The 16,828-nt window shown below is 62.9% G+C and carries 19 protein-coding genes; 15 read left to right on the forward strand and 4 right to left on the reverse strand.

The genetic code is table 11. The features are described from left to right. The 3 genes from AC07WS_RS23060 to AC07WS_RS23070 form a co-directional block, all read right to left on the reverse strand. Entirely contained in the window at nt 1–1,221 is a 1,221-nt protein-coding gene (locus AC07WS_RS23060; protein WP_494731329.1) for an efflux RND transporter periplasmic adaptor subunit, read from the reverse strand. A gap of 134 nt (nt 1,222–1,355) precedes the next feature. After that, the gene (locus AC07WS_RS23065; protein WP_494731330.1) at nt 1,356–2,447 is read right to left on the reverse strand and encodes an agmatine deiminase family protein; all 1,092 of its coding nucleotides are present in this window, start codon (nt 2,445–2,447) and stop codon (nt 1,356–1,358) included. 14 nt (nt 2,448–2,461) lie between these two features. After that, nucleotides 2,462–3,631 carry an agmatine deiminase family protein gene (locus AC07WS_RS23070; protein ID WP_494731331.1) on the reverse strand — a complete coding sequence of 390 codons (1,170 nt, stop codon included), beginning with the start codon at nt 3,629–3,631 and terminating at the stop codon, nt 2,462–2,464. A gap of 98 nt (nt 3,632–3,729) precedes the next feature. Here AC07WS_RS23070 and AC07WS_RS23075 point away from each other — a divergent pair, with 98 nt between their 5' ends. The 15 genes from AC07WS_RS23075 to AC07WS_RS23145 all read left to right on the forward strand — a co-directional run bounded on the left by AC07WS_RS23075 (nt 3,730) and on the right by AC07WS_RS23145 (nt 14,676). Further along, on the forward strand, nt 3,730–4,632 hold the full coding sequence (locus AC07WS_RS23075; RefSeq protein WP_494731332.1) for a LysR family transcriptional regulator: 903 nt from the start codon (nt 3,730–3,732) through the stop codon (nt 4,630–4,632). A 126-nt stretch (nt 4,633–4,758) separates the two neighbouring features. Further along, a complete protein-coding gene (locus AC07WS_RS23080; RefSeq protein ID WP_494731333.1) occupies nt 4,759–5,535 on the forward strand; it encodes a uracil-DNA glycosylase family protein in 777 nt (258 codons plus the stop codon). Nucleotides 5,536–5,678: 143 nt separating this feature from the next. Continuing rightward, the gene (gene iscR / locus AC07WS_RS23085; protein WP_008450513.1) at nt 5,679–6,155 is read left to right on the forward strand and encodes a Fe-S cluster assembly transcriptional regulator IscR; all 477 of its coding nucleotides are present in this window, start codon (nt 5,679–5,681) and stop codon (nt 6,153–6,155) included. A gap of 26 nt (nt 6,156–6,181) precedes the next feature. Further along, entirely contained in the window at nt 6,182–7,438 is a 1,257-nt protein-coding gene (locus AC07WS_RS23090) for an IscS subfamily cysteine desulfurase (protein ID WP_494731334.1), read from the forward strand. A gap of 24 nt (nt 7,439–7,462) precedes the next feature. Further along, nucleotides 7,463–7,852, forward strand: coding sequence for a Fe-S cluster assembly scaffold IscU (gene iscU, locus AC07WS_RS23095; RefSeq protein WP_008450509.1), 390 nt, complete (start codon nt 7,463–7,465; stop codon nt 7,850–7,852). 47 nt (nt 7,853–7,899) lie between these two features. Next, nucleotides 7,900–8,223, forward strand: coding sequence for an iron-sulfur cluster assembly protein IscA (gene iscA / locus AC07WS_RS23100; protein WP_117013419.1), 324 nt, complete (start codon nt 7,900–7,902; stop codon nt 8,221–8,223). Between the two features lie 6 nt (nt 8,224–8,229). Further along, the gene (hscB, locus tag AC07WS_RS23105; protein ID WP_494731335.1) at nt 8,230–8,748 is read left to right on the forward strand and encodes a Fe-S protein assembly co-chaperone HscB; all 519 of its coding nucleotides are present in this window, start codon (nt 8,230–8,232) and stop codon (nt 8,746–8,748) included. After that, nucleotides 8,748–9,185, forward strand: a complete 438-nt coding sequence (locus tag AC07WS_RS23110; RefSeq protein ID WP_494731336.1) for a hypothetical protein — start codon at nt 8,748–8,750, stop codon at nt 9,183–9,185. Before hscB ends, AC07WS_RS23110 begins: the two co-directional genes overlap by 1 nt. Next, nucleotides 9,182–9,577 carry a hypothetical protein gene (locus AC07WS_RS23115; RefSeq protein ID WP_176361942.1) on the forward strand — a complete coding sequence of 132 codons (396 nt, stop codon included), beginning with the start codon at nt 9,182–9,184 and terminating at the stop codon, nt 9,575–9,577. Before AC07WS_RS23110 ends, AC07WS_RS23115 begins: the two co-directional genes overlap by 4 nt. After that, a complete protein-coding gene (gene hscA / locus AC07WS_RS23120) occupies nt 9,578–11,458 on the forward strand; it encodes a Fe-S protein assembly chaperone HscA (protein WP_494731337.1) in 1,881 nt (626 codons plus the stop codon). It begins immediately after the preceding gene. Between the two features lie 19 nt (nt 11,459–11,477). Then, entirely contained in the window at nt 11,478–11,819 is a 342-nt protein-coding gene (gene fdx / locus AC07WS_RS23125; RefSeq protein WP_117013424.1) for an ISC system 2Fe-2S type ferredoxin, read from the forward strand. A 1-nt stretch (nt 11,820) separates the two neighbouring features. Continuing rightward, nucleotides 11,821–12,015, forward strand: a complete 195-nt coding sequence (gene iscX / locus AC07WS_RS23130; RefSeq protein ID WP_117013425.1) for a Fe-S cluster assembly protein IscX — start codon at nt 11,821–11,823, stop codon at nt 12,013–12,015. Then, nucleotides 12,002–12,892 (forward strand): class I SAM-dependent methyltransferase, encoded by an 891-nt coding sequence (locus tag AC07WS_RS23135; protein WP_494731338.1) that lies wholly within the window; start codon nt 12,002–12,004, stop codon nt 12,890–12,892. Before iscX ends, AC07WS_RS23135 begins: the two co-directional genes overlap by 14 nt. Before the next feature lie 21 nt (nt 12,893–12,913). After that, nucleotides 12,914–13,936, forward strand: a complete 1,023-nt coding sequence (gene ltaE / locus AC07WS_RS23140) for a low-specificity L-threonine aldolase (protein WP_494731339.1) — start codon at nt 12,914–12,916, stop codon at nt 13,934–13,936. Continuing rightward, nucleotides 13,933–14,676 carry an rRNA pseudouridine synthase gene (locus AC07WS_RS23145; RefSeq protein ID WP_494731340.1) on the forward strand — a complete coding sequence of 248 codons (744 nt, stop codon included), beginning with the start codon at nt 13,933–13,935 and terminating at the stop codon, nt 14,674–14,676. Before ltaE ends, AC07WS_RS23145 begins: the two co-directional genes overlap by 4 nt. On the opposite strand, the gene AC07WS_RS23150 is transcribed toward AC07WS_RS23145, so the two are convergent. Continuing rightward, a complete protein-coding gene (locus AC07WS_RS23150; RefSeq protein WP_494731341.1) occupies nt 14,677–16,809 on the reverse strand; it encodes a prolyl oligopeptidase family serine peptidase in 2,133 nt (710 codons plus the stop codon). Between the last annotated feature and the right edge of the window lie 19 nt (nt 16,810–16,828).

Consider the following 16,828-nt stretch of genomic DNA (forward strand, 5'->3'; position numbering starts at 1 on the left):
TTATTTTTTCGCCAGGCTGACGGAGGCGCCGTCGTGCAGCTTGGCGTCCGGCGCCAGCACCACCTTGTCGCCGGGCTTGACGCCCTTGACTTCGGTCAGGTCGCCGAGCTTGCGGCCCTGCGTGACGGGCACTTGCTTCACCTTCTCGCCATCGAGCACGAACACCACCGGCTTGCCGTCGCGCGTGGCGATGGCGGCCGGCTGCACGGCCGTCACGGCCTGCTTGTCCTCCGGCGGCACGGCTTTCGACAGGAAGGCCACCTTGGCGCTCATGTCCGGCAGCACGCGCGGATCGTGGTCGACGAAGCGCACCTTGACCAGCAAGGTCGCCTTGCTGCGGTCCATGGTCGGCACCATGCGCGAGACGGTGCCTGCCAGGTGCAGCTCGGGGAAGGCGTCGAGCAGGATCTCGGTCGGCTGGTCGACGCGGATCTTGCTGAGGTTCGATTCGGAGACGTCGGCCTCCACCTCCAGCGTGTCCATGTCGGCGATGGTGACCACCGCGCCCTTGCTGTCGGCGGCGGAGGAGAAGGGCGTGATGTTGTCGCCGACGTTGGCGCTCTTGGTCAGGATCACGCCGTCGAACGGCGCGCGGATCACCGTCTGGTCCAGCGCCACCTGCGCCACCTGCGCGTTGGCCTTGGCGGCGGCGATGGCGGCGTTGAAGCCGGCGATGTTGGCCTTGGCCTTGGCCAGCCGCGCCTGCGCGGTGTCGTAGGCGGAGGCGGTGATGAATTTCTGGTTCAGCAGCTCGGCGGTGCGCTTGAAGTTGGCCTGGGCGTCGAGCAGCTCGGCCTGGCCCTGTTCCAGGTTGGCCTGCGCCACCTTGACGTTGGCCTGCGCCTGGCCCAGCGAAGCGCTGACGTCGCGGTTCTCCAGCCGCGCGATGACCTCGTCCTTCTTGACCTTGCTGCCTTCGAGCACGCCCAGCCACTCCAGCCGGCCGGTGGCCTTGGACGACAGCGCCGCCTTGCGCTGCGCCACCACGTAGCCAGTGGCGTTGAGCAGGGTGTAGCTCTGCGACGGATAGGTCTGCGCCACGGTCACGGTGTCCACGCTGCTCTTGCCGCTGAACTGGCTCATGGCGATCTTGCCGCCGACCGCGAGCACCAGCAGGATCACCGCGATCCGGATCCATCGGCGGCGTTTGGTGCGCAGCCCTTGAACCTGCGCGGGAGCGCCGCGCTCTATTTTCAATCGGGAGATGTCGGGAGTCGCCACAAAATCCTCGCACGGTTCGGATTGCATATAAATTGACGGGAACGTAGCAAATAGTGCTGGAAAATTTCAACTTTTGCAAGTTTGGCGGCGACGACGCCTCAGCAGAGCAAGCCTCGGGTAGCGGGCTGCAGAGCTTACGCCGGCTGTTGCTGCGTGGTGCAATGGATGCCGCCGCCACCGGCCGCGATGGCGTCGATATTCAATTGCACGATGTCGCGTCCGGGAAATTGCTCGCGCAAGATGGCTTTCGTGTTGCGGTCGGCTTTGGCGTCGCCGAAATCCGGGCACAGCACGGCGCCGTTGCAGACGTAGAAGTTGATATAGCCGGCGGCGAACGCCTGGTTGCTGTATTGCGGGCGGACGTCGGCCGGCCCCGGCAAGACCACCACCTGCAGCGGACGGCCGCGGGCGTCGGTGGCCTTGCGCAGTAGCGCGAGGTGGCGCTGGGTGACGGCGTGTTCGGCCGAGGACGGGTCGCTTTCGAAACCGGCCACGACCACGCCAGGTGCGCAAAAGCGCGCATAGAAATCGGTATGGCCATCGGTGATGTCCTGGCCGGCGACGCCGGGCAGCCAGATGACTTTGTCGATGCCCAACACGCGGTGCAGTTCCTGTTCGCACCTTGCCTTGCTGACGCCTGGATTGCGGTTGGCATTCAGTACGCAGCTTTCCGTGATGATGGCCGTGCCGCAGCCATCGACCTCGATGCCGCCGCCTTCGAGCACCAGGCTGCTTTCCAGCGCGGCCGCGCCGGCGCGTGCGGCCATGAAGGCGGCCACTCGCGCATCGTCATGGTAGTCCTGTTTTTTGCCCCAGCCATTGAAGTTGAAGTTGACGCCGGCCAGCGCGCTGCCAGCCTTCCTGACGAAAACTGCGCCGGTGTCGCGCATCCATAAGTCGTCTATTGGCTGCACCAACAACTTGACCTTGTTGCCGCACAGGCGGGCCGCCAGTTCGTAGTCTTCCTCGTTGACCAGCATGTGCACCGGTTCGACGCTTGCGATGGTTTGCGCGATGTGCGCCAGGTTCGCCTGGGCGCCGGCCTTCAGGCGCTTGCCCCATATTTCGTCGTTGGCGCCGAAGGCCATCCAGGTGGCGGCATGGCGCTCGCCTTCGTCGGGCATGCGCCAGCCTTCGCTTGCGGCCATGGCAGGCAGTGCGGGCAGGCCGCTGGCGGCGCCGGACATCAGGCCCATGGCGCCGGTGAGAAATTGTCGCCGTAGCATGATCGTCTCCTGTTTTATGCAATTTCCTGCTGCGTGGTGCAATGGATGCCGCCGCCACCGGCCGCGATGGGATCGATATTGATCTGGACGACCGCGCGCCCCGGGTACAGGTCCACGTATTGCGCCCTGGCCCTGGCATCGGCTTGTGCATCGCCGAACTCGGGTATGAAGATGGCGCCCTTGGTCGCATAGTAATTGATGTAGCCGGCGGCGAAGGTATTCGGATTGTTGCCCGGCCTAATCTGGCCGGGGCCATCGACCGCGACGATCTGCAATGGCTGGTTGTCGGCGTCGGTGGCGCCACGCAAGATGTCCAGGTGGCGGCGGGTCAGCGCGTAGTCGTACGATTCCGGGTCCATATCGCGGTGGGCGATCACCACGCCGGGACGCACAAAGCGCGCGTAAAAGTCTGTGTGGCCATCGGTGATGTCCTTGTTCATGATGCCGGGCAGCCAGATCACCTTGCGGATGCCCAGCAGACGGCGCAGCTCCGCTTCGCACTCGGCCTTGCTCCAATCCGGGTTGCGGCTCGGGTTCAACACGCAGCTTTCCGTGACGATGACCGTGCCTTTGCCATCGACTTCCAACGCGCCGCCTTCCAGCACCAGGCGCGTGGCCAGCAGCGGCACTTGGGCGCGGGCACAGACCAGGTCGGCCACTTGCCTGTCCTTGCCGAACTGCTGCTTGTTGCCCCAGCCATTGAAGTTGAATTTAACGCCGGCCCGTTCGCCATTCGGCTTGCGCACGAAGACAGGTCCGGTGTCGCGTATCCACAGGTCGTCCAGTTCTGCGGGGATCAGCGTAACGCGGGCGTCGAGCAATTGCCGCGCGCTTGCCAGCTCGTCCTGACGCACCAGCATCTTGACCGGTTCGTAGGCTGCGATAGCGTTGGCGATGCGCACCAGCGCCCGTTGCACTTGTGGCACTTGCGCCCGCGTCCAGATGGCGCTGGAGGCGCCGTATGCCATCCACGTCGCCCTGTGGGCTTCTGCCTCGTCGGGCATGTGCCAGATGTCGGAGTTGTTTGCCGCGCCGTTGTTGCCGCCGGCGCCAGCAGGCGGCGTGACCGGAACGGTTCCAGCGGCGTCGGCGCCGCCACCGCCACAGGCGGCCAGCATGCCGCCCATGGCCAGCGCGCTGCCGCCGGCCAGGCAATTGCGTAAGAAGTATCGGCGTGTATTCATCATCCATCCTTTGATTGATTGACAGGAACGGCATTGTGGACGGATAGAGACATGAGAACAAATGATATAATTTGGCTAAATATATTAGGTTTCCTCATATGTCAGAGCATCGTATTCCCTCACTGAAACTTTTGATGGGCTTTGAGGCGGCGGCTCGCCACGGCAATTTCTCGCGTGCGGCGGACGAATTGCATGTGACACAGTCGGCTATCAGCCACCAGGTCCAGCAGTTGGAAGAGCAAATCAAGCAGCCTTTGTTTCGCCGCGCGGGACGGGGTGTTGAGCTGACGGTGGCCGGCGAGGTGCTGCTGCGCAGCGTGCAGCGCTCGCTCACCGTCCTGCGCAGCGGTATGGGGCGCATCGCCACCTACCTCGATCCGGGGCTGGTGGTGCTGGTATGCCCGGCGCCGCTGCTGCATGGCTGGCTGCAGCCACGGCTGCGCACGCTGGAGGCACAACTGCCCGAGTTGTGCCTGCTGCTGTCGGTGGATGAAAGCGCACGGTTTGTCGATGAAATCGATGTCGACATGGCCATCAGCGACCGGCCCATCTTGCAGCCGGGCTTGCAGGAAATCCCATTGCTGCAGGATGAATGGCTGCTGGTGGCGAACAGCGAGCTGGCGGCGCGGCTGGCCGGCGTGCCGCAGGCGCAGCACCATCTGCACGTGGATCTGGTCTGCCTGGAGGAAAGCCTGACCGGCGATGCCACGGCGCCGCTATTTCTGGGGCCGTTGGCGCGCTTTCGCAAGCGGGCGATTTATGACGATGCGCGTCTTTTGCTGGACGCCACCCTGGACGGGCGCGGGATAGCCTGCCTGCCGCGCCTACTGGCGGACGCCAGCCTGGCGTCCGGGCGTTTGCACGTCCTGCCCGGATATCAGCGTGTGCCCGGCGCCACCTGGTGGCTGTCGGGCGTGGCGGAGCAAGCCCGTTCGGAGATTGTCCTGCAGGTATTCGATTGGCTGCGCGCGCAGGGAGCTGCGCATAAGCTGTTGCAATAGCCGAAGGAGGTCAAGCAAAAAAGTATTCGTGTCGCTGATATCTTTGCGGGCGTACGAATCTTTGCAAACCCGGCTGCAGCACCGTTCGGCGCTACAATCTCGCCTTTCCCCAACGGCTATTCTTTTATGACGATCCCGACTCCGATCCTCGATGCGCTGGCGCGCGCAGATGTTTCCTGGCATCCGTTGCTGGTGCAGGGGCTGGAAGCCATGATGGCCGCCACGCCCGACTATCTGCCGCAATTGGCCGATGACCAGTACCTGCCGACCGAACAACGCCTGTTCGCCGCCTTCGCATTGCCGTTGCAGCAGGTGCGCTACGTGCTGGTGGGCGAGGGTCCGTATCCGCGCGCCGAGAGTGCCACCGGCGTCTGCTTCATGGACGGCGCGGTCGGCAGCCTGTGGTCGGAAGAGCAGGGCGGCGGTCTCTCCAAGCCGGTCAACAAGGCCACCTCGCTGCGCAATTTCATGAAGATGTTGTTGGTGGCCGACGGCCAGCTGGCGCCGGACAACACCGCCGGCGAGGCGATGGCCGCCGTCGCCGCCCGTGCCCGCAGCGGATCGGAAAACCACATCCAGTCGCTGGCCGAGATGCAGCAGAAATTGATCCAACAGGGGTTTTTGCTGCTGAACGCATCGTTGGTGTTCCGCAGCCACGTCGCGCCGGCCAAGGACGCCAAGGCCTGGCTGCCGTTTTTCGAGACCGTGATGGCCGGCCTGGCCGCGCAGGCGGCCGCCACGCCGACGATGGTGTTGTGGGGGAAGATCGCTGAACTTTTGAGCAAACTGCCGGTCATGCAGAAATTCCCGCGCATAGTGGCGGAACACCCCTACAACCTGAGTTTCATCGGCAACCGGGACATGCAACAGCTGTTTCAGCCGATGGAGTTGTTGAAACGGTAAGTAACCCTTCTGGCAAAAGGCTCTCCCGGCAAACTTTGTTAAAGTTTGGTATACTTGACTAAATCGATCAACTAATCAGCGCTTAAGCAACACCGTGATTAGCGATGAGGTCGATATTTTAACCTAGTTGAACCGAGGTAGTGATGCGTCTGACCACCAAAGGCCGTTTTGCTGTGACTGCGATGATCGATCTGGCTTTGCGCCAAGGCAAAGGCCCGGTCACGCTCTCCGGCATCAGCCAGCGCCAGGCCATCTCGCTGTCCTACCTGGAGCAGTTGTTCGGCAAGCTGCGCCGCCACGAGATCGTCGAATCGATCCGTGGCCCGGGCGGCGGCTACAGTCTGGCGCGCCGCGCCGACAAGGTCACCGTGGCCGACATCATCATCGCCGTCGATGAGCCGCTCGATGCGACCCAGTGCGGCGGCAAGGAAAACTGCCACGGCGCGGACGCCGCCAGCGGCGCACGCTGCATGACCCACGAACTGTGGGCCACGCTGAACGAAAAAATGGTCGATTACCTCGATTCCGTGTCCCTGCAGGATCTGGTCGATCAACAGAAGCAAAAGAATGCTGAACAAAACGTGGTCGTGATGCACCGTAACCACGCCGCGCTTGGTTAAGAGAACTAGTTAACGGAGTAACCTAGATGAACGCCCCTGAAAAAAACATCGCGCCAGTGAAGTTCCAGACCGCCCCGCATTTCCCGATCTACATGGACTACTCGGCCACCACGCCGATCGATCCACGCGTCGCCGACATGATGATTCCCTACCTGCGCGAGCAGTTCGGCAATCCGGCCTCGCGCAGCCACATGTACGGCTGGACCGCGGAGAAGGCGGTGGAGGAGGCGCGCGGCCACGTCGCGGCGCTGGTCAATGCCGACCCGCGTGAAATCATCTGGACCTCCGGCGCCACCGAGTCGAACAACCTGGCCATCAAGGGCGCGGCCCAGTTCTACAAGACCAAGGGCAAGCACATCATCACCGTCAAGACCGAGCACAAGGCAGTGCTGGACACGGTGCGCGAACTGGAACGCCAGGGCTTCGAGGCGACCTACCTGGAACCGCAGGACAACGGCCTGATCACCATCGAGCAGCTGACCGCAGCCATCCGCCCGGACACCATCCTGGTCTCCGTCATGCTGGTCAACAACGAGATCGGCGTGATCCAGCCGATCGACGAGATCGGCGCGCTGTGCCGCTCGAAAGGCATCATCTTCCACTGCGACGCCGCGCAAGCGACCGGCAAGGTGGCGATCGACCTGCAAAAGACCAAGTGCGACCTGATGACCTTCACCGCCCACAAGACCTACGGTCCCAAAGGCATCGGCGCGCTGTACGTCTGCCGCAAGCCACGCGTGCGTATCGAAGCGCAGATGCACGGCGGCGGCCACGAGCGCGGCCTGCGCTCCGGCACCCTGCCTACCCACCAGATCGTCGGCATGGGCGAAGCGTTCCGCCTGGCCAAAGTGGAAATGGACAGCGAGATCACCCGCATCAAGGGTCTGCGCGACCGCCTGGCCAAGGGCCTGCAGGAGATCGAAGAAACCTACATCAACGGCGACATGGAACACCGCGTGCCGCACAACCTGAACGTCAGCTTCAACTACGTCGAAGGCGAGTCGCTGATCATGGCCGTGAAAGACCTGGCCGTGTCGTCCGGTTCGGCCTGCACGTCGGCATCGCTGGAACCGTCGTACGTGCTGCGCGCGCTGGGCCGCAGCGACGAGCTGGCGCACAGCTCGATCCGTTTCACCATCGGCCGCTTCACCACCGAAGAGGACATCGACTTCGCCGTTAATCTGATGAAGTCCAAGGTACACAAACTGCGTGAGCTGTCGCCACTGTGGGACATGTTCAAAGAGGGCATCGACATCAGCTCGATCCAATGGGCAGCCCACTAATTTTTAAGATACAGGAGCATCAAAATGGCTTACTCGGAAAAAGTGTTGGACCACTATGAAAATCCACGCAACGTGGGCGCGTTCGAAAAGGGTGACGAGACCGTCGGCACCGGCATGGTCGGCGCGCCGGCCTGCGGCGACGTGATGAAGCTGCAGATCAAGGTCGGCGCCGATGGCCTGATCGAAGACGCGAAGTTCAAGACGTACGGCTGCGGTTCGGCCATCGCATCGAGCTCGCTGGTGACCGAATGGGTCAAGGGCAAGACGCTGGACCAGGCCCTGGCCATCAAGAACACGCAGATCGCCGAAGAGCTGGCGCTGCCGCCGGTGAAAATCCACTGCTCGATCCTGGCGGAAGACGCCATCAAGGCAGCGGTACTGGACTACCAGACCAAGCACCCAGTCGCGGCCTAAGTCTGTTTTAACCGGCGGCGTACATCGCCGCCGGCACGGAGAATCAAATGGCAATCACCCTGACCGAAAAAGCAGCCAAGCATATCAACCGCTACATCGAACGCCGTGGTAAAGGCGTCGGTTTGCGTTTTGGCGTGCGTACCACCGGCTGCTCGGGCCTGGCCTACAAGCTGGAATACGTGGACGAAGTCGCGCCGGAAGACAGCGTGTTCGAATCGCACGGCGTCAAAGTATTCGTCGATCCGAAAAGCCTGCCGTACATCGACGGCACCGAGCTAGATTTCGCGCGCGAAGGCTTGAACGAAGGCTTCAAGTTCCATAACCCGAACGAGAAAGACGCTTGCGGTTGCGGCGAGAGCTTCCGCATCTGATAAGCCATGCAAAATCACTTTGAGCTGTTCAATCTGCCGCAGCAGTTTGCCGTGGACGCGGGGGCGCTGGACAGCGCCTACCGCGACGTGCAGGGCCGCGTCCATCCCGACAAATTCGTCAATGCCACCGACGCCGAAAAGCGCGTCGCCATGCAGTGGGCCACCCGCGCCAACGAAGCCTACCAGACCCTGAAGAATCCGCAGAAGCGCGCGCAGTACATGTGCGAGCTGAATGGCGTCGATTTGCAGACCGAGTCCAACACGGCGATGCCGATGGCCTTCCTGATGCAGCAGATGGAATGGCGCGAAGAACTGGGCGACGCCCGCGCCGCCAAGGACAGCGACGCGCTCGAATCGCTCGACAAGCAGCTGCGCAACGAACGCAAGGCGCGCCTGGCGGAGATCGAAAAGCAGATCGACGCCGGCGACTTCCACGCGGCGGCGCAAGGCGTGCGCGCGTTGATGTTTTTGGAAAAAATGAAGCAGGAAATAGATGGAGCGTTAAGTCAGTTAGAGGATGCCTGATGCCCGATGTCGCGATCTTGCTCGGATATATTTCTGAGGGCGTCAAGATCCTCGGTGGCTTGGCATCGTTTTACGCACTAGTCAAATTAAGACAGATTGAGAAACGCTACCTCTTCAAGGCAACCATTCCCGATGTAGTAAAAAACCTGAGGGAGTCGTTACGCCAGCTAAATGCGGCGATGGCCAAGCCCTCTGAAAAACGGGATGCCGTGGTCATTTCACTCAATCACTTGCAGGTAGACGTAAAAAATGTGGTGAGGAAGGCGTTCGGAGATTCTGCGATCATCGCGAAGCAGTTATTGAATCTGGTTGAATCTGCCCAGTTGGCTTCATCCAGCGTCACCAGCAACGTGTTGATTGACATATACGGCAAAGGCATGGGTTTGGTGAGGTCGCTTGAACATGATCAAGTTGATCAAGGTTGGAGCAGAAAATGAGCGAAGACAAGTTTGATCGTTTTGAGCGCGGCGTTTTTCAGATTTTCCGATTGACGCACCTCGGAGAAATGCAATGGTCCAGAAAGAATCCACCGCAGAGTCTGACCGGCGGCACGAATTCAGTCTTTCCCTATTTCTTTGAGGCGGAATACGGAGGGAAACGCCTGGGGCTGTTTCAGGAGCGATATCGCTATGCTATCTCCGAGACTGAAGAACGTTGGGGCGAGCGTGTCGGACTGGTATTGTTAGATTCAGCTGGTGATGTGGAGTTTGAGTTTCCGCTTACGCCGTTCACCGATGATTTGTTTGAAGCAGTAAAAATAAAAGAGTCGAACGTTGATGATTTCCTCAACGTCTTAATGCAATCTGAGCCGCATGGCGTGAAAATATAAATGGCACTTCTGCAAATTTCCGAACCAGGCATGTCCACCGCACCGCACCAGCATCGGCTGGCGGTCGGTATCGACTTGGGCACCACCAATTCGCTGGTCGCCACGGTGCGCAACAGCATTCCAGAAGTGCTGAACGATGAGGATGGCCGCCCGCTGCTGCCGTCCGTGGTGCGCTATCTGCCCAACGGCCATGCCAACATCGGCTACAAGGCGCAGGCCGCGCAGACCACCGATCCGAAGAACACCATCGTCTCCGTCAAGCGTTTCATGGGCCGTGGCCTGGCCGATATCGCCTACGCGGAAAACATGCCCTACGATTTCCAGGACACGCCTGGCATGGTGCAGCTTAAGACCATCGCCGGCGTCAAGAGCCCGGTCGAGATCTCGGCGCAGATCCTGGCCACGCTGCGCCAGCGCGCCGAGGATTCGCTGGGCGACGATCTGGTGGGCGCGGTCATCACCGTGCCGGCCTACTTCGACGACGCGCAGCGCCAGGCCACCAAGGATGCGGCGCAGCTGGCCGGCATCAACGTGCTGCGCCTGCTGAGCGAGCCTACCGCCGCCGCCATCGCCTACGGCCTGGATAACGGTTCGGAAGGTTTGTACGCCGTCTACGATCTGGGTGGCGGCACTTTCGACATCTCCATCCTCAAACTGAGCAAGGGCGTGTTCGAGGTGCTGTCCACCGGCGGCGATTCCGCGCTGGGCGGCGACGATTTCGATCACCGTCTGTTCTGCTACATCCACCAGCAGGAAAAACTGGCGCCGCTGTCGGACGAGGATACCGCCGTGCTGATGGTGAAAGCGCGCGAAGCGAAAGAGCAGCTGTCGACCAAGAACGAAGTGACCGTCGATGCGATCCTCGGCTCCGGCGAGGAAGTACATCTGAAGATCACCGCCGAGACCTTCCAGGAGATCACCAAGCACCTGATCGACAAGACCATGAAGGCCATCAAGAAGGCGCTGCGCGACGCGAGCGTCGACGCGGACGATATCGATGGCGTGGTCATGGTCGGCGGCGCGACCCGCATGCCGCATGTGCAGCGCGCGGTCAGCGAATACTTCCACACCATCCCGCACGCGAACATCGACCCGGACAAGGTGGTGGCGCTGGGCGCGGCGGTGCAGGCCAATCTGCTGGCCGGTAACCGTGCGCCAGGCGACGACTGGCTGCTGCTGGACGTGATCCCGCTGTCGCTCGGCATCGAGACCATGGGCGGCCTGGTCGAGAAGATCATCCCGCGCAATTCGACCATTCCTTGCGCCCGCGCGCAGGAGTTCACCACCTTCAAGGACGGCCAGACCGCGCTGGCGGTGCACGTGCTGCAGGGCGAGCGTGAGCTGGTGTCCGACTGCCGTTCGCTGGCGCGCTTCGAGCTGCGCGGCATTCCGCCGATGGTGGCCGGTGCCGCGCGCATCCGCATCACCTACCAGGTGGATGCGGACGGCTTGCTGTCGGTGTCCGCGCGCGAGCTGCGCTCCGGCGTGGAAGCGTCGATCGTCGTCAAGCCGGCCTACGGCCTGGGCGACGACGACGTCGCACGCATGCTGCAGGATTCGTACAAGTCGGCCGATGTGGACATGGTCGCCCGCGCACTGCGCGAAGAGCAGGTCGAGGCCGAGCGCATCATGCTGGCCACGCAATCGGCGCTGGACGAAGATGCGGGCTTGCTGTCGGACGAAGAACGCGTGGCCGTCGATGCGTTGATGAACAAGGTGCGCGACGTGGTCGCGCAATCGCAGACCGGCGCCGCCGACCACGCGGCGGTGAAGTCCGCCGTCGAAGCGCTGGCCAACGGCACCGAGGAATTCGCATCGCGCCGCATGGATCGCAGCGTGCGCAGCGCACTGGCCGGCAAGACGCTGGACCAGGTAGTTTAAACAAACCTAGAGGTATCAAGTGCCACAAATCGTATTCCTGCCCCACGCAAAACTGTGCCCGGACGGCGCCGTCATCGAAGCCGAAGCCGGCAAGACGCTGTGCGACGTCATGCTTGAAAATGACATCCACATCGAGCACGCCTGCGAGAAGTCCTGCGCCTGCACCACCTGCCACGTGCTGGTGCGCGAAGGCTTCAACTCGCTGAACGAAGCCTCGGAGACCGAGGAAGACCTGCTGGACAAGGCCTGGGGCCTGGAAGCCGTGTCGCGCCTGTCGTGCCAGGCCGTGGTGGCGGACGAGGACCTGGTCGTCGAGATCCCGAAATACACCATCAATCACGCAAGCGAAGGCGGGCACTGAGATGAAATGGACCGACATCACCGCGATTGCGGAAGCGCTCTACGATAAGCACCCGGACATCGATCCGGCGACTATCCGCTTCACCGATCTGCACAACTGGATCGTCGACCTCGAAGAGTTCGACGACGACCACACGCGCGGCGGTGAAAAAGTCCTCGAAGCGATACAGCAGGCGTGGATCGATGAAGCCAAATAAGCAAGCGGCCAAGATCGGCGCAACCGTCACCGGCGCGGACAACATGCCGGAAATCCGCGAGGGCCAGACCGTCGCGCTGCTGCAAGAGCTGCACATCCTCACCCGCGACGGCAAGATGAACCAGGACAGCCGCCGCAAGCTGAAACAGGTCTACCACCTGTACCAGTTCATCGAGCCGCTGCTGAAGGAAGTGCTGGCCGAGAAGGACAGCGTGTCGCTGGTGGACCACGGCGCAGGCAAGTCCTACCTCGGCTTCATCATCTACGATCTATTCTTCAAGGCGCTGAACGACAGCTCGCACATCTACGGCATCGAGACGCGCGAAGAGTTGGTGGCGCGTTCGCAGGAACTGGCCAAGCAGTTTAACTTCCCTGGCATGTCCTTCCTGCCGCTGTCGGTGGCCGAGTCCACCGAATCGAAGCTGCTGCCGGACCAGATTGATGTCGTCACCGCGCTTCACGCCTGCAACACGGCGACCGACGACGCCATCCACTTCGCGCTGAAGAAGAAGGCCAAGTACATGGTGCTGGTGCCGTGCTGCCAGGCGGAAGTGGCGACGGTGCTGAAGAAGAACAAGGCCAAGTCGCTGGCCAAGTCCGCGTTGACCGAGATCTGGCGCCATCCGATCCACACGCGCGAATTCGGCAGCCAGATCACCAACGTGCTGCGCTGCCTGCAACTGGAAGCCCATGGCTACCAGGTCAACGTGACGGAGCTGGTGGGCTGGGAGCACTCGATGAAGAATGAGCTGATCATCGCCACCTACAAGAACCTGCCGCGCCAGCGGCCATCGGAACGCTTGCAGGAAGTGCTGGAGACATTGGGGCTGGAGGAGATGGGCAACCGCTTCTTCACCGAGCAGGTAGCAAAACAGTAAATCAAAAAGGGTGATGGAACGATGAGTGAGCTGAACGAAAAATGGTTGGACCTCCGCAGCGACACCGTCACCCGCCCCAGCGCGGCGATGCGCGCCGCGATGAACGCGGCGGACGTCGGCGACGATGTCTACGGCGATGATCCGACCGTCAACCGCTTGCAGGAATACACGGCCGACTTGTTCGGCTACGAGGCCGCGCTGTTCGCGCCGTCCGGCACGCAGAGCAACCTGCTGGCGTTGCTGGCCCACTGCGGCCGTGGCGATGAATACCTGGTCGGTCAGGAAGCCCACACCTACCGCTACGAAGGCGGCGGCGCCGCGGTGCTGGGCAGTATCCAGCCGCAGCCCATCATCAACCAGCCTGACGGCGGCATCGCGCTGGCCGACATCGAAGCCTACATCAAGCCGGACGATTTCCACTTCGCGCGCACCAAGCTGCTGGCGCTGGAGAACACCAACGGCGGCCGCGTGCTCGGGCTGGACTACCTGAAGCAGGCGACCACGCTGGCACATGAACGCGGCCTGGCCACGCACCTCGACGGCGCGCGCGTCTGCAACGCCGCCGTCAAGCTGGGCGTGAGCCCGCGCGCGGCGGTGGCGGGCTTCGATTCCGTATCGGTGTGCCTGTCCAAGGGCCTGGGCGCGCCGGTCGGCTCCGTCCTGTGCGGCAGCAAGCCGCTGATCGCCGAGGCCAAACGCTGGCGCAAGATGCTGGGCGGCGGCATGCGCCAGGCCGGCATGATCGCGGCTGGCGGCTTGTACGCCCTGCAGCACAACTTCGAACGGCTGGCGGAAGACCACGACAACGCCGCTTACTTCGCGGGCGAACTGGCCAAGCTGAAAAGCATCAAGGTCAGCACGCCGCAAACCAATATTTTCTACGTCGATATCCCGGCCGACGCTTGCCGTGGCCTGAACGATGTGCTGCAACTGACCCGCATACGCGTATCGATGTCGCCGCACCTGCGCATCGTCACGCACATGGATGCGTCGCGCGAGGACATCGACCGCGCCATTACCGTTTTTGGAGATTTCTTCGGATGACCGACACCACCACTGATAACAGCATCCGCCTGGCCAAGCGCCTGTCGGAGATGCGCCCCTGCTCGCGCCGCGAAGCCGAACTCTATATCGAGGGCGGTTTCGTCAGCGTGGACGGCGTCGTGGTGGAGGAGGCGGGCGCGCGTGTGACGATGGAACAGAAGATCGAAGTCGCACCCGACGCCACGCTGCTGGAGATCCTGCCGGTGACGATCCTGCTGCACAAGCCGGTGGGCGCCAACGGCGGCATCGGCAAGGACGGTTCACCGGCGGTGCATCTGCTCAATCCCGCTTCGCTGACGCGCTCCGCGCCGGGCCAGCGCTTCCTTAAGCGCCACCTGGCCAACCTGACCCTGACCACGCCGCTGGAGACCAAGGCCAGCGGCCTGCTGGTGTTCACGCAGGACTTCCGCGTCAGCCGCAAGCTGGTCGACGAAGCGGCCAAGATCGAGCACGAGATCATCGCCGAGGTGACCGGCACGATCGCGGAAAACGGCCTGGCGCTGCTGAACCACGGCCTGCCGTTCAACGGCAAGCCGCTGCCGTCGATGAAGGTCAGCTGGCAGAACGAGAACCGCCTGCGCTTCGCGCCCAAGAATCCCAAGCCGGGCCAGATCGAACATATGTGCAAGCTGGTCGGCCTGACCGTGGTGTCGATGAAGCGCATCCGCATCGGCCGCATCGCGATGGCGAGCCTGCCGGTAGGCGAGTGGCGCTACCTGCAGGATCACGAGCGCTTCTGATTACTTCGCGGTGGTCTGCGACAAAATGAAGGCGTAGGTATCGGCCGCTTCCACGTCCTGCTGCGCGCGGGTCGAGCCCATGCCGTGGCCGGCGTCGAAGTCCACCCGCAGTATCACCGGCTTGCCGCTGGCGGTGGCCGACTGCAGGCGCGCCGCCATCTTCGCCGGATGGAAGGGCGCCACGCGCGGATCGGTCACGCCGGTGGTCAGCATGATGGCCGGGTACCTGGTGCCGTCGACCACCTGCTGGTAGCTGTCGATGCTCTTGAGCGCCTTGAAGCCGGCGGGATCGGCGATCGCGCCCCATTCAGGTTCCTCGCCATAGCCGTTCTGCTCCGCCACGTAGCGCAGCGGATTGTGCCAGCCCACTCCCGACACCACCGCCGCGAACAGGTCCGGCCGCTCTTCCAGCGCGCGGCCCATGGTGATGCCGCCTGCCGAACGGCCGCCGATCGCCAGGTTGGCCGGTGACGTATAACCCTTGGCGTTCATGTCCTCGCACACGGCGATCAAGTCGCGCCAGGTGTTCGGTTTGTTTTCCAGCTGGCCGGCGCGGTGCCACTGGCGTCCGAACTCGCCGCCGCCGCGCACATTGGCGTAGCCGATGATGGCGCCCTGGTCGGCCAATGCCAGCGTGCGGCCAGCGAATGACGGCGTGTACGCCGCCGAGCCATAGCTGCCGTAGGCCGAGATGAAGGCCGGATTTTTCCCGTCCATCTTCAGGCCTTTTTTGTAGATCAGGCTATACGGAATCTGCGTGCCATCCTTGGCGGTGGCGTAGCGGCGCTCGGTGGTGTAGGCGCTGGTGTCGATGGCTGGTTTCGGCGTGATGCCGGTGTCGCTCATCTTGCCGTCGGCGGCCACGCTCCAGATGCCGGCCGGTTCCAGCCAGCCGGTCAGCAGGGCCAGCACGCCCGGCGCGTTCGGATCGGCCTCGATCTCGCGCAGCGTGCCTTCAAAGGGCAGGGCGATGGTGGTCAGCTTGCCGTCGTTGCCCAGGCGCTGCAGCGCGCTCGGGCCGCCGTCCATCGCCCGCAGGTACAGGCCGTCCTTGGCGCGCGCCATGCCTTGCAGGACCAGTTTGGACTCGGCCACCACCTCGGTGGCCTCGGGCAGAGATGGCGCGCTGGCCGAGGTTTTCAGCAGGCGGCCGCGCGGATGGTCCTTGGTCGACAGCAGATACAGGTCGTCGCCGTGCAGGTCGACGTCGGTCACCTCGTCGGCGAAGTCGGCCACCAGCTGCCACTTGGCCTTGCCCTTGACCACATCGCGCAGCGGCGCGGCGTAGATGCGCTTCTCATGCCGCACGTCCGCCAGCATCAGCAGCGCGGTGGCGGAGTGCTGCGAGGTGCCGATGTATGGCGCCTGGATTTTTTCATACGCGATCGCCGGATCGAAGCCGCGCTTCATCAGCAGAGGATCCTTGGCCGGATCGGTGCCCAGCTTGTGGAAGCGGGCCGTCGAATCGAGGTAGCGTTCCGGCGTGTTGTTCTTGCCAGTCAGCTGGTTGTAGAAGAAGCCGGAGCTGTCGTCCAGCCAGCTTGGATCGGCGGCCTGCGTGTCGGCGATGCGTTCCTTGAGGATGGCGCCGGTGCGCACGTCCATGATCTGCAGCACCGAGTCTTCGCTGCCGTCCCTGGACAGGCCGTAGACCAGCTTGCTGCCATCCGGCGAGGCTTGCCACCAGTCCAGCGAGACGTGGCTGGTCTTGGTGTCGAGCTTGGTCGGATCGACCAGCACGCGGTCCTTGCCTCCCTCGCGCACGAACAGTTTGAAGTTGTTGGCGCCGGCCGGACGCTGCTGGTAGAACAGGCGGGCGCCAGCCTTCTGCACGCGCGCCGGCGTGGCCACGTCGCCGGACAGCTGCTGGATGCGGGCCAGCAGCGCGTCGCGTTTGGGCAGCGCGTCGAGCACGGCGCGGGCGTGGGCGTTCTGCTGCTTGAGGTAGGGTAGCCACTCGGGGTCTTTGTCGTTTTCCATCCAGCGGTAGCGGTCGACCACGGCCTCGCCGAAGTAGGTGTCGCTGACTGGTTCAACCCGCGCAACGGGCGCGGCGGGAATGTCGGCCGCGAACGCGGCGGAGACTGACAGGGCGAGGGCCGCCCCGTACATCATGCAAACAACTTTGGTCATTTGTACCCCCTGTGGCGAA

Source organism: Duganella sp. GW821-FHT01E12 (genome assembly GCF_059422325.1).